The organism is Vreelandella sp. 2A-K22, assembly GCF_054065485.1.
The window spans coordinates 140,282-153,358 of sequence record NZ_JBSUGC010000014.1 but is presented as its reverse complement, the minus strand read 5'-3'; the positions used below and the strand labels follow the sequence as shown (position 1 = coordinate 153,358).

Here is a 13,077-nt window from a genome sequence, read left to right as displayed (position 1 = left end):
GTTAACGTTTAACGACGCAGACCCAGACGCTGAATCAGGGACTGATAGCGTTCGAAATCTTTACGCTTTAGGTAGTCCAGCAGCTTACGACGCTGGTTAACCATGCGGATCAGACCACGACGCGAGTGGTGATCCTGTTTGTTGGTCTTGAAGTGATCCTGCAGGCCATTAATGTTGGCGCTCAGCAGTGCAACCTGCACTTCAGGGGAACCGGTATCGTTATCGCCGCGGCCGTATTCAGTGACGATCTCGGCCTTCTTCTCAGCGGTTAAAGCCATCTGTCTCTCCAGTAAGCAATATGCCTAAAAATGAATGGGTGAGACCACGCATATTTGCAGTCTCAAGCTACTGTTTTCTACGTACACGTTTCGACGTGTACGTCGGATCTTGCAATTTTCACGTAGACGGTCGCCTCCTTGCAACGCTGTTTACGAGATAGCGACAGTACTTAACAGTCGCTTAGGCGCCACTTCCTGAGCACCTTTCACTACGCCAAGGCCGATAAACGTCTCGGCGTAATAAAGTCGGGCTACTTCGTCCGCGGCTAATGCGCCGGTTTCGAGAGCAGCGGGCTGGCCATGGGCCAAACGAGAATGCGCGGTGTCGTCTACCGTCAGTAACGGTAAATGGTCCACCAACACATCCACGGGCATGAGCTCAGCTTCCAGTGCCGCTTGGTCGGCCAATGCTTCCAAGGCCTCTAGCGTCCACATCGCGTCGGCTAAAAAGGGCCCCGTTTTGAGCCTCCTTAGTTGACTGATGTGCGCACCACAGCCAAGCGCTTGGCCAATATCTTCGGCTAACGTGCGGATGTAAGTGCCTTTACTGCAGCTTACTTCCAGCTCAAAAGCAGTGCCTTCAAACGATAGCAGGCGCGCATCATACACGCTTACGCGCCGGGCTGCACGCTCTACCTGCTTGCCTTCACGGGCCAACTCGTAAAGTTTTTTGCCCTGATGCTTGAGGGCCGAATACATCGGCGGCACTTGGTCGATCTCACCGCGAAAACAGGTGAGCACAGCTTCCACGTCATCGACGCTTAGGCTGGGAACCTCATGCTGCTCAATAATCGTGCCTTCTGCATCGCCGGTATCGGTGATCACCCCTAGCTCTACCCGGGTGCGATACACCTTGTCGGCTTCCAGCAAGTGCGATGAAAACTTGGTCGCTTCACCTAGGCAAATCGGCAATAAGCCGGTTGCCATCGGGTCTAGCGTGCCGGTGTGCCCGGCTTTTTGAGCCTGGAACAGCCGACGTACACGCTGCAGCGCATGGTTGCTGGAAACGCCCTTGGGCTTATCCAGCAGCAGTACGCCATTAACCGGTAAACCGCGACGTTGACGCGCCACTAGCGAGTTTCCTCACTTTGCTGGGCGTCGCCGTCTGGGTCACTGTCTTGGCCAGCGTCTTGATAATCGTCATCATCGTTTTGATAGCGTGCACGATCCGTCGTCACCGCTTCATCAATCAATGAAGAAAGCTGCTGACCGCGCACCACGCTCTCATCGAAATGAAAACGCAGCTCCGGTACGTGACGTAGCTTGATGCGCTTGGCAATCTGGCTTCTTAGAAAACCAGCAGCACGCTTAAGCACCTGCAGATTCTCTTTAATACGCTCGGGCTCTTGCTCACCCAACAGAGTGACGTAGACGTCGGAGTAGCCAAGGTCACGGCTAACGGTGACACCGCTAACCGTGACCATGCCCAAACGCGGGTCTTTCACTTCTCGTTGGATCAGCACCGCCAGCTCCTTTTGGAGCTGGTCGGCTACCCGGTCGGTACGCTTAAATTCGCGCATGTTTAGCTCCTCGCAGCCTTACAGGCTACGCTCGACCTTCACTTGGTCGAAGACTTCGATCTTATCGCCGACTTGGACATCGTTGTAGTTCTTCACGCCGATGCCACACTCCATGCCGTTGCGCACTTCCTGCACATCGTCTTTGAAGCGGCGCAGCGATTCGAGCTCACCTTCGTAGATCACCACGTCATCACGCAACACGCGGATCTTCTTATTACGATGCACGCTGCCTTCAACCACCATACAGCCGGCGATGGCACCAATCTTCGGCGCACGGAAGACATCGCGCACTTCGGCAATACCGACGATTTCTTCTTTCCACTCAGGTGCGAGCATACCGCTCATCGCCTGTTTGACCTCGTCGATCAGCTGGTAAATAACGCTGTAGTAACGCAGATCCAAGCCTTCGCGCTCAACGATCTCGCGGGCAGCGGCGTCAGCACGGACGTTAAAGCCGACTACGATGGCTTCCGACGCAAGCGCCAGGTTGGCATCGGTACCGGTGATACCACCGACACCCGAAGAGACCACGGCGACTTCAACTTCACCGGTGGAGAGCTCTTCCAGGGCGCCTTTGATCGCTTCCAGAGAACCTTGAACGTCGGCTTTGAGGACGATGTTGACCTTGGCCACTTCGTCTTGGCCCATCTGGCTGAACATGTTCTCCAGCTTGGCCTTCTGCTGACGCGCCAGGCGCACTTCGCGGTATTTGCCTTGACGGAAGTTAGCCACTTCGCGGGCTTTCTTCTCGTCTGCAACGACCATAAAGTCATCACCGGCATCCGGCGTGCCGCCCAAGCCTTGAATCTCTACCGGCATGGCCGGGCCAACCGCATCGACTTGCTGGGCAAGTTCGTTGGTCAGCGCACGTACACGACCGTAGTGCAGACCAGCCAGGACGATATCGCCCTTTTTCAGCGTACCGTTCTGAACCAGTACGGTAGCGACTGGACCACGACCTTTATCAAGGCGCGATTCAACCACCACGCCTTTACCCGGCGCAGAAGGAACGGCTTTAAGCTCAAGCACTTCAGAGACCAGTTGGATTGCTTCCAACAGTTCTTCAATACCTTCACCGGTCTTGGCGGAAACGTGAACAAACTGAGTATCACCGCCCCATTCTTCGGAGATCACGCCGTGCTGCGAAAGCTCATTCTTGATGCGATCAAGATCGATACCATCTTTATCGATCTTGTTGACCGCTACCACCATGGGCACTTCAGCGGCTTTGGAATGTTCAATCGCCTCAATCGTCTGAGGCATCACGCCATCGTCGGCAGCCACAACCAGAATAACCACATCTGTCGCCTTGGCACCACGGGCACGCATGGCGGTAAACGCCGCGTGGCCTGGGGTATCCAGGAAGGTCACGCCACCGTGGTTATCTTCCACGTGGTAGGCACCGATATGCTGGGTAATACCACCGGCTTCACCGGTCGCCACTTTCGCTTTACGGATGTAATCCAGCAGCGAGGTTTTACCGTGGTCAACGTGGCCCATAACCGTAACAACGGGTGAACGCGTGATCTCTTCGCCTTCATAGGAGATGCCTTCTAGCATTTCCGTTTCCAGCGCGTCATCTTTAACCAGCTTCGGTGTATGGCCCATCTCTTCCACCACGATCGCAGCCGTATCCTGATCGATGGTTTGGTTGATGGTAACCGCCGCGCCCATGTTAAACATGGCCTTGATCACTTCATTGGCCTTGATCGACATCTTGTCGGCCAATTCCGCCACGCTGATCGATTCAGGGATCGATACTTCACGCACGATCGGCTGAGTCGGCTTCTGGAAAGCGTGCTTGCCATTGCCGGTCTGGTTGCCACCACGGCGACCACCACGACGCTGTTCGGCACGTTTTACCTTCTTACCGCCGCCACCGCGCTTGCGCTCTTCGCGATCACCACGATCTTCATCGTCACGGCGACCTTTGTTCTTCGCCGCCGTCTTCTTGGGCGGAGCGGTACGACGGTCAGTGCGGCCCTCTTTCGGTGGCGCTGGCGGCATATCCTCACCGGACGGCGTATCGTCGATTTCAAGATTCGGCACAGGAATGTCTGGCGTAGCCGGTGCTTTGGCTGCTGCAGACGCTTTCGGCTTGGCTTCAGTCTCTTTATTGCTACGCGCCGTGTTACTTTGCGCCGTCGCTTCAGCCTCTTTATTGCTACGCGCGGTGGCTTCCGCTACCTGTGCAGCGCGGGCTTTCTTAGCAGCGGCTTTTTCTTCGGCTTCACGCGCATCAGACACTTTGCGCTCAGCTTCGGCTTCCGCCATATCGCCCACTAGCTGGCGCGGGCCGGTATAGCTAGGCTCCGGCGCTTTCGGCTTCTCATCTTCAGCGCTTTTGACGTAGGTCTTTTTCTTACGTACCTGCACTTCAATGGTTTTGCCGCGCTCGCCGGTATTGATACGGCTACGGGTTTTGCGTGTCAGCGTGATGCGGTTTTTGCCCGCTTCAGGGGTGTCGCTACCGCCGTGGCTCTTCTTCAAGAAACTCAGTAGCTTCTGCTTGTCTTCTTCAGACACAGCATCGCTTTCAGAAGCGTGCTTTAAACCCGCTTCTTTCATTTGCTCTAGTAGGCGAGGCACATCACGGCCCACCTTTCCTGCGAAATCTTTAACTGTCATATCTGACATATTGACCCTCCTCAGCCCGTGACCTGTTTACTGTGTGTTCGAATCCGATGCGTCATCGACTTCAAACCAGGGCGCACGGGCAGTCATGATCAGTGCCGCTGCGCGCGCTTCGTCCAACTCCTCGATATCGACCAGATCGTCGACAGACTGCTCGGCGAGATCTTCCATGGTAACGATGCCGCGACTGGCCAGAATGAAGGCCAGGTGGCGCTCCATGCCATCCATCTCCAGCAGATCTGCTGCAGGCTGGGCACCGTCTAGCGCTTCTTCCGTGGCAATTGCCATCGTCAGCAGCTCGTCTTTCGCACGTGCACGAAGCGCTTCGACTAAATCTTCATCGAACTCTTCGATTTCGAGCATCTCTTCCATCGGCACGTAGGCGACTTCTTCCAGGGTAGTGAACCCCTCATCCACCAACAGGCGAGCGACATCTTCATCCACATCGAGGTGCTGGATAAAAGAGTCCACCAGGCTATCAATCTCTTGATCGCGCTTAGACTCCGCTTCCTCTTCGGTCATGACATTAATGCGCCAGCCGGTAAGTTCAGAAGCCAAACGCACGTTCTGACCGCTCCGGCCAATCGCCTGAGCAAGGTTATCCTGCGCCACGGCCACGTCCATTGCGTGGGCGTCCTCGTCCACAAGGATAGACCCAACATCGGCAGGTGCCATGGCGTTAATCACCAATTGGGCGGGATTGTCATCCCACAGCACGATATCAACGCGTTCGTTTTGCAGCTCCGAAGAGACCGCCTGAACGCGCGAACCGCGCATACCCACACAGGCACCGACCGGGTCGATGCGGCGATCATTGGTTTTTACCGCAATTTTGGCCCGTGAACCGGGGTCACGCGCAGCACCTTTGATCTCAATCAACTGCTCTGCGATCTCTGGCACTTCAATTTTGAACAGCTCGATGATCAGCTCGGGACACGTCCGCGATAGCTGAAGCTGGGCACCGCGTGCATCGGGATCCACTTTGACCAACAGGGCGCGCACCCGCTCGTTCATGCGGTAACGCTCGCCGTGAATCATTTCATTGCGCGGCAAAAACGCCTCAGCGTTTTCGCCCAAATCAATGATCAGGCCATCACGTGTGGTCTTTTTAACGATGCCCGCAACCAGTTCACCTTCGCGATCGGCATATTGGCGCACGACTTCAGCCCGCTCGGCTTCGCGTACTTTCTGTACGATCACCTGTTTGGCGGTTTGTGCAGCAATACGGCCAAACGACGCATTTTCGATGCTTTTTTCGACCACATCGCCTAATTTCAGCGGCGGATCGCGCTGCTCGGCGATGCTCTCTTTAATTTCATAATCTGGCGTTTCGAATTCGTCATCTTCCACAACGGTCCAGGTGCGGAAGGTTTCGTATTCACCAGTGCGGCGGTCAATATGCACGCGCACATTGGCTTCTTCTCTTTCAAAACGCTTGCGTGACGCACTCGCAAGAGCGGCTTCTACCGCCTCGAAGATGACATCACGTGGGACGCCCTTCTCATTGGAGATCGCGTCAACGACCATTAAAATTTCTTTACTCATGCGTATGCCTCGCCAGAAAACCTATCCTTATGTGCATCACCCCGGCAGCCTGCCGGCAGCGCCGCCACCCGGTCAATCGTCGAACTGCGGTACAATGTGAGCAGAATCAATACTCTCAATTGGAAAGCAGTACTCTTCGCCATCCAGTTGTAGCAGTACTTCATCCCCCTCAACACCGACCAAAAGCCCTTGATACTTGCGCCGCCCGTCAAAGGCAGTGCGCAATTTCAGCGCGACGTGATGACCTTGAAAGCGGGTAAACTGATCCAGGGAATACAAGGGACGTGCCATGCCTGGCGAGGAGACTTCCAACCGGTACTCACCGGGAATGGGGTCTTCTACATCCATAACGGCACTGACTTGGCGGCTAATATCTGCGCAGTCTTCCACGCTGACACCACTCTCGCGCTCGATATAGATCACCAGCCGCGAATTTTTGCCCTGGGAAAGATGGTCGATGCCCCATAGCTCAAAGCCCATGGCAGCAACAACAGGTTCGATCAGCGCGTGAAGCGCAGCGTGTTTAGTGGCCACAGACAAAGCTCCTATAGCCGTTGCATCAGGCACCTGGCCAGGAGTTATTAGAAAAGCTAGGTGGCTGATTGGCGTTACTCGGGAATGTGTCTCCGGTTTTCCGGACGACATCCGCTATTAAGATATTCGTGCTAACGATATTCTGGCTAACAAAGCGGGGGGCGCCAATAAAACAGCGACCAGGCGCGCTTGCTAGCCAAAAGCTGCTAACAAAAAGCCCCTTCACTGGAAGGGGCTTTTTGAAAGAAACCTTGTGTACCATTTCTTAAGTACTACTTCCAGTACCGTCTTAGCAACATGTAACAGGCTGTACCTGAAATGACCGTTATTTCCAATACGTCTTAAAAATAACAATCTAGAACATGCTACTAGAAAATGGTAGCGGGGACCGGATTTGAACCGATGACCTTCGGGTTATGAGCCCGACGAGCTACCAGACTGCTCCACCCCGCATCAATCTAGGTCGACGATAATAGACACTAAAGCCACTTACGTCAAGAACTACTTGCTTCAAGAACCACTTACTTAAAGCTGTCTTTTTCGCCTCAGGTGCCAATGGGCATTCTGGTAACAAAAGAAACGTTCTGGGAAGCTGGCGTGCCAGCAAAACAGATGGTGCCGAAGGCGGGACTTGAACCCGCACGACCATACGGTCACTACCCCCTCAAGATAGCGTGTCTACCAATTCCACCACTTCGGCATCAGGGGAGGCCAAAAAACAGCAGCTGCTTACTCGCTGCTTTCCTCTAGCACTGGCGCGGTATTATCCACGTCCGCAGGCCTGTCGTCAAGCGTCGGGACGCTTTGCTGCTGCTCGATCAAGCGCGAATCGGGAATACCTGCTTCCGGTGCCTGGCCCGCCTGGGTGGCAAAGTAAGCTAGCGCCATTGAGGTGACGAAGAAACCCGCCGCCAAAATAGCCGTTGTGCGCGACAGGAAGTTACCACTACCCCGCGAACCGAATACCGTTTGTGATGCACCGCCCCCGAAAGCTGCACCGGCTTCGGCACCTTTACCCTGCTGAAGCAGAATGAGTACCACCAGGGCGACCGCAATCACCACATGAATCATAAGAATTGCAACTTGCATGGCGTTATCCTGCTGACTGACAAATGGCATAAAAATCATCGATCTTGAGTGAGGCTCCGCCCACTAGACCGCCGTCGATATCTGGCTGAGCAAGCAGCTCAGCCGCATTGCTTGCGTTCATACTGCCGCCGTAAAGCAAACGCAGTTGCTCGGCGAGGCCCTTATCGAAACCCGCCTGGTAGGCACGGATGCCTGCCATAACGTCCTGGGCTTGCTCAGGCGTTGCCGTGCGCCCAGTGCCAATGGCCCAAACAGGCTCATAGGCAATCACGACCTGCTTACGCTGGTCGGGCTCTAAGCGGGACATTACATAGCCCACTTGACGAAGCACCACATCCATCGTGCGCCCTGCGTCGCGCTCCTCCAGGGACTCACCCACACAGAGGATCGGCGTGATATCCACGCTCAATGCTGCTAGCAGGCGTGCAAAGATCTGTTCATCGCTCTCTTTGTAGAGCTGACGTCGTTCAGAGTGCCCCACCAATACGTAAGAGACCGCAAACTCTTTTAGCATGCGGCCACTTACTTCGCCGGTATGCGCCCCAGAGTGAATAGGGTTCAACGTTTGCGCGCCCAATGAAAGCACCGTACCTTCAAACGCGTGGCGCGCCGCATCCAAATAGGGGAACGGCGGAATGATAACGACATCCACGCTCGTTGGCGATACGGCGGCGGAGAAGGCCTGGCCGAATTCATTGATCAACGCCACGGAACCGTTCATTTTCCAGTTACCGGCGATTAAAGGCGTACGCATCGACTCTCCTCACTCAAGGTGGAGCGAAATGGTATAGGAGCGGCCTTGTCAAGACAACCGCTGTTATAGCCACAAGCTGGGTTTACCAAACCAGTTTACTGAACCGGTTAGCTGAACACATTTAATTAAGTAGCGCCTGAACCTGATCGGCCAAGCTATGCGCCAATTGATCGACGTCTAAATGGGCGCGTCCTTCCACCATTACTCGAATAAGCGGCTCAGTACCTGAGGGACGTAGCAACACTCGCCCCTCATCGCCTAACTCATGCTCTAACGCAGCCACTGCCTGCTGAAGCGGCGCAGATGCCATCACCTCTTTGGCGCTGGCATGAGCGGGCAAACGTACATTAACCAGCGCCTGGGGCACTTTCTCCAACTCTTTTAACAGTGTCGGGAGGCTTTTTTGCTCGCGCATCATCAGCGCCAATACCTGCAACGCGGAGACAATGCCGTCGCCGGTGGTCTGCACGTGGGCGCACACAATATGCCCCGACGACTCACCGCCCAGCTCCCAACCATTGGCGGCCATACGCTCCATCACAAAGCGGTCACCCACCTTTGCGCGCTCAAAGGGGATTCCCAGCTTATCCAGCGCCATCGACAGGCCAAAGTTTGACATCAGGGTGCCCACCACGCCGCCTTGGAGCAAGCCACGCTCGTGGCGATCTCGGGCAATCAGATAGAGAATATCGTCGCCGTCGACTTCGCGCCCGTCGCCATCTACCAGCAGCACGCGGTCGCCATCGCCATCAAAGGCGATCCCCAAATCAGCATTTTGCTGAATCACGGAAGCACGCAGAGCCGCGGGGTGCGTTGAGCCCACCTGCTGATTAATGTTTAACCCGTCAGGCGCAGAGCCAATGGTGGTGACATCAGCCCCCAGCTCGCGGAACACATTGGGCGCGATATGGTAAGTAGCACCGTGAGCACAGTCTAAAACGATTTTAAGGCCGTGCAGGCTAAGCCGGTCAGGCAAGGTCGATTTACAAAACTCAATGTAACGGCCTGCGGCGTCGTCGATGCGCGTTGCCTTACCCAACTGCGCGGCCTCGGCCGTGGTCAGCGGCGCTTCCAGCATCGCTTCGATACGATCTTCCGTGTCATCGGGAAGTTTCTTACCCTCAGCGGAGAAGAACTTGATGCCGTTATCATCAAAAGGATTATGCGATGCCGAAATGACGATGCCTGCATCGGCACGAAATGTGCGCGTTAAATAGGCAATACCCGGCGTGGGCATTGGCCCCAGCAGCGAGACATCCACACCCGCCGCAGAAAGCCCAGCTTCTAGGGCGGATTCGAACATATAGCCAGAGATCCGGGTATCTTTGCCGATCAGTACCCGCGTTCGACCTTTATCACGGCGCAGCACCTGACCCGCCGCCCAGCCCAACTTAAGCATAAAATCAGCGGTAATCGGTGATTTACCCACCGTGCCGCGAATACCATCCGTCCCAAAATAGCGCCTTGTCATGCGTCAAACTCCTTATTTAGCGGCGGCTCGCAGCCTTCTTGTAGTACCGCCCACGCCATATTGACTGCATCGACCGTTGCAGCCACGTCATGCACGCGCAAAATATTTGCCCCACGCTCAACCGCCATGGCAGCGAGCGCCAAACCACCGGAGAGACGCTCCTCCACTGGTCGACCCAACACTTTACCAATCATGCTCTTGCGCGACATACCCACCAGCACTGGAAGCTCCAGCGATTGCAGAGACTCCATGTATTTGAGTAAGCGTAGATTGTGTTCGACGGTTTTGCCGAAGCCAAAACCAGGGTCGATCAGTAGACGGTTGCGGCGTAGCCCTGCAGCCTCGCATTCAGCAATCCGACGGGCCAAATAATCCGCCACCTCTTCCTCGACCGGGCGCTGATACGCGGGCGACTGCTGCATATCCTGCGGCTCGCCCTGGCGATGCATCAGGCAGACGGGCAACCCGCTACCCACCGCAGCCAGCAGGGCTCCTTCACGCTCTAAGGCGCGCACATCATTAATCATACCAGCGCCCAGTTCGCTCGCCTCGCGTATAACCGTCGGGCAACTGGTATCCACCGACACCAACGCATCCAGCTCGCGCACCAGGATTTCCACCACTGGCGCCACCCGGTCTAGCTCCTCCTGGGGGCTGACAGGGGTAGCTCCAGGGCGGGTCGATTCGCCGCCCACATCTATCATCGCCGCCCCTTCGGCCAGCATCCGCTCAGCGTGGCGCAAAGCGTCATCCAATGCCACGTGCTGGCCACCGTCAGAAAAAGAGTCTGGGGTCACATTAAGAATACCCATTACCCTGGGAAAGGAGAGATCCAACAGATGGCGCCCGCAACGCAGTTGGAGAGCATTTTCTGCGTTTCGTGAAGAGGACGTGTCCAGAATTGATTTCATGCTGCAGCCTGATCAAGAAATGAAACATTGCTGTTATGTATACAGCATATCAAAAAAGGCGCCCCATGACGGGGCGCCTTTGGCTCATACGGCAGTGCTGGCTTATGAGCCTGCAGGGCCACCTAGCGGGTCTGAGGGACGGCGACGCGGCCCGTCGTCATCTTCTTCGCTGTCACCACCGGACGCATCGCCTCCAGAAGCGTTTGAAGAAGCATCGTCTTCAGCCTTCGCTTGTGGCTTGTCATCGTTGACAGGCGTACCGCCACCGGATGAGTCACCGTCATCCCAACCTTCCGGCGGGCGCGGCTCACGACCTTCCATGATGTCCTTCAACTGCGTGGCATCAATGGTCTCGTACTTCATCAAGGCCTCGGCCATGGCGTCCAGCTTATCGCGATTATCGGTCAGGATTTGGCGTGCCTGCTCGTAGCAACCGTCGATGATTTTGCGGACTTCCTTATCAAGGCGCGTGGTGGTGTCACCAGACTTCATCTTGCCACCACCCTGACCCGGGCCACCGAGGAACTGATGGGACTCATCCTCGTCGTACATGATCGGGCCCATTTCGTCCGACAAACCCCACTTGGCAACCATGTTATGGGCCAGCTCAGTAGCACGCTTGATGTCGTTTGAGGCGCCGGTCGTTACACCGTTCGGGCCTAACGTCATCTCTTCGGCAATACGGCCACCAAACAGCGAGCAGATCTGCCCCAGAATTTGCTGACGGGAGAGGCTGTAGCGATCCTCTTCCGGCAGGAACATGGTGACCCCCAGCGCACGGCCACGGGGAATAATCGTTACCTTATAGACCGGATCATGGGAAGGCACAACCAGACCGATAATGGCGTGACCCGACTCATGGTAAGCGGTATTGAGCTTCTCTTTATCGGTCATGACCATCGATTTGCGCTCAGCGCCCATCATGATCTTGTCCTTCGCGAGTTCAAGCTCTTCCATGCTGACCAGACGCTTATTACGGCGCGCGGCAAACAGGGCGGCTTCGTTGACCAGGTTGGCCAAATCCGCACCAGAGAAACCAGGCGTACCACGTGCAATCAACTGCGGTTTTACGTCATCACCCAGCGGCACTTTACGCAGGTGAACGCCCAGAATGTGCTCACGGCCACGGATGTCCGGCAAACCGACCGTTACCTGGCGGTCAAAGCGGCCTGGGCGCATTAGCGCAGGGTCAAGTACGTCAGGACGGTTGGTCGCGGCGATAACAATGACGCCTTCGTTGGCTTCAAAGCCATCCATTTCAACTAGCAGTTGGTTCAACGTCTGCTCGCGCTCGTCGTTACCGCCACCCATACCGGTGCCACGTGAACGGCCTACCGCATCGATTTCGTCGATAAAGATAATGCACGGCGCTTGCTTCTTGGCCTGCTCGAACATGTCACGCACACGGGATGCACCGACACCAACAAACATTTCAACGAAGTCAGAACCCGAAATAGAGAAGAACGGCACTTTGGCTTCGCCCGCAATGGACTTTGCCAGCAGCGTTTTACCGGTACCCGGAGGGCCTACCATCAATACGCCGCGGGGAATCGTGCCGCCCAGGCGCTGGAATTTGGTTGGGTCACGCAGAAAGTCGACCAGCTCTTCTACTTCTTCCTTGGCTTCATCACAACCCGCCACGTCGGCAAAGGTTGTCTTGATCTGATCTTGTGAGAGCAGCTTGGCCTTCGATTTACCAAAGCTCATCGGGCCGCCTTTACCACCACCGGCTCCGCCCTGCATTTGGCGCATGAAGAACATAAAGATGCCCAAAATCAACAGAATCGGGAAGCTGGCGATCAGTAGCCGCGTCCAGATACTTTGCTGCTCTGGCTCTTTGCCCACCACCGTCACATTGTTGCTCAACAGGTCGTCCATCAGCTTCGGATCTTCCGCCGCTGGGCGGATGGTCTGGAACTGAGTGCCGTCCGTGCGCTCACCGCTGATGGTGTAACCATCAATCGTTACGCTACGTACCTGCTGATTTTGCACCTGCTGCACAAACTGGGAATAGTTTGTGTTTTGCGGTGCGCTTTCCGTACTGAAATTGTTGAACACTGTCAGTAGGACGGCCGCGATGACCAACCACAGAATCAGGTTCTTCGCCATATCATTCAAGGGGCTACCCTCATTACAAGAATCCGTCAGTTAAACCCTGGTGCTTCATAAAGTCTTTTACCAATAAGCTTAGTAATACGACATTACATCAGCATCAAGCGTTCAACCATTGCCAAAGCGTCTTATGCCTCGGGCCATCTGTGTCACGCGCACTTATGGCGACTAATGTGACACACGTTGCGCTTGCCTGTCTGGCAATCGCGCTGATAAATCTTGGCTATGA

At 55.4% G+C, this 13,077-nt stretch carries 11 protein-coding genes and 2 tRNA genes; all 13 read right to left on the bottom strand.

The features are described 5' to 3' along the window. Window positions 1-8 precede the first annotated feature (8 nt). The gene (gene rpsO / locus ACW17M_RS18775; RefSeq protein WP_007111823.1) at window positions 9-278 is read right to left on the bottom strand and encodes a 30S ribosomal protein S15; all 270 of its coding nucleotides are present in this window, start codon (window positions 276-278) and stop codon (window positions 9-11) included. A 150-nt stretch (window positions 279-428) separates the two neighbouring features. Further along, entirely contained in the window at window positions 429-1,349 is a 921-nt protein-coding gene (truB, locus tag ACW17M_RS18770; RefSeq protein ID WP_457547937.1) for a tRNA pseudouridine(55) synthase TruB, read from the bottom strand. Further along, complete coding sequence (rbfA, locus tag ACW17M_RS18765; RefSeq protein WP_027958247.1) at window positions 1,349-1,798, bottom strand: 30S ribosome-binding factor RbfA; 450 nt, start codon at window positions 1,796-1,798, stop codon at window positions 1,349-1,351. The genes truB and rbfA overlap by 1 nt, the downstream gene beginning before the upstream one ends. 18 nt (window positions 1,799-1,816) lie before the next feature. Continuing rightward, a complete protein-coding gene (gene infB, locus ACW17M_RS18760) occupies window positions 1,817-4,435 on the bottom strand; it encodes a translation initiation factor IF-2 (RefSeq protein WP_027958246.1) in 2,619 nt (872 codons plus the stop codon). 27 nt (window positions 4,436-4,462) lie between these two features. Then, the gene (nusA, locus tag ACW17M_RS18755; RefSeq protein WP_009287927.1) at window positions 4,463-5,977 is read right to left on the bottom strand and encodes a transcription termination factor NusA; all 1,515 of its coding nucleotides are present in this window, start codon (window positions 5,975-5,977) and stop codon (window positions 4,463-4,465) included. Between the two features lie 72 nt (window positions 5,978-6,049). Continuing rightward, window positions 6,050-6,511 (bottom strand): ribosome maturation factor RimP, encoded by a 462-nt coding sequence (gene rimP, locus ACW17M_RS18750; RefSeq protein ID WP_022520707.1) that lies wholly within the window; start codon window positions 6,509-6,511, stop codon window positions 6,050-6,052. 376 nt (window positions 6,512-6,887) lie between these two features. Next, window positions 6,888-6,964, bottom strand: a tRNA-Met gene (locus ACW17M_RS18745). Between the two features lie 160 nt (window positions 6,965-7,124). After that, a tRNA-Leu gene (locus ACW17M_RS18740) sits at window positions 7,125-7,211 on the bottom strand. 29 nt (window positions 7,212-7,240) lie between these two features. Then, window positions 7,241-7,600: a preprotein translocase subunit SecG gene (gene secG / locus ACW17M_RS18735; protein ID WP_022520708.1), complete on the bottom strand. Its 360-nt coding sequence runs from the start codon at window positions 7,598-7,600 to the stop codon at window positions 7,241-7,243. 4 nt (window positions 7,601-7,604) lie between these two features. Further along, complete coding sequence (tpiA, locus tag ACW17M_RS18730) at window positions 7,605-8,354, bottom strand: triose-phosphate isomerase (RefSeq protein ID WP_009287925.1); 750 nt, start codon at window positions 8,352-8,354, stop codon at window positions 7,605-7,607. A gap of 121 nt (window positions 8,355-8,475) precedes the next feature. Beyond that, window positions 8,476-9,825, bottom strand: a complete 1,350-nt coding sequence (glmM, locus tag ACW17M_RS18725; protein ID WP_009287924.1) for a phosphoglucosamine mutase — start codon at window positions 9,823-9,825, stop codon at window positions 8,476-8,478. Next, window positions 9,822-10,736, bottom strand: a complete 915-nt coding sequence (folP, locus tag ACW17M_RS18720) for a dihydropteroate synthase (protein WP_400672738.1) — start codon at window positions 10,734-10,736, stop codon at window positions 9,822-9,824. Before folP ends, glmM begins: the two co-directional genes overlap by 4 nt. A 102-nt stretch (window positions 10,737-10,838) precedes the next feature. Beyond that, window positions 10,839-12,854: an ATP-dependent zinc metalloprotease FtsH gene (gene ftsH / locus ACW17M_RS18715; RefSeq protein ID WP_009287922.1), complete on the bottom strand. Its 2,016-nt coding sequence runs from the start codon at window positions 12,852-12,854 to the stop codon at window positions 10,839-10,841. Window positions 12,855-13,077 lie beyond the last annotated feature (223 nt).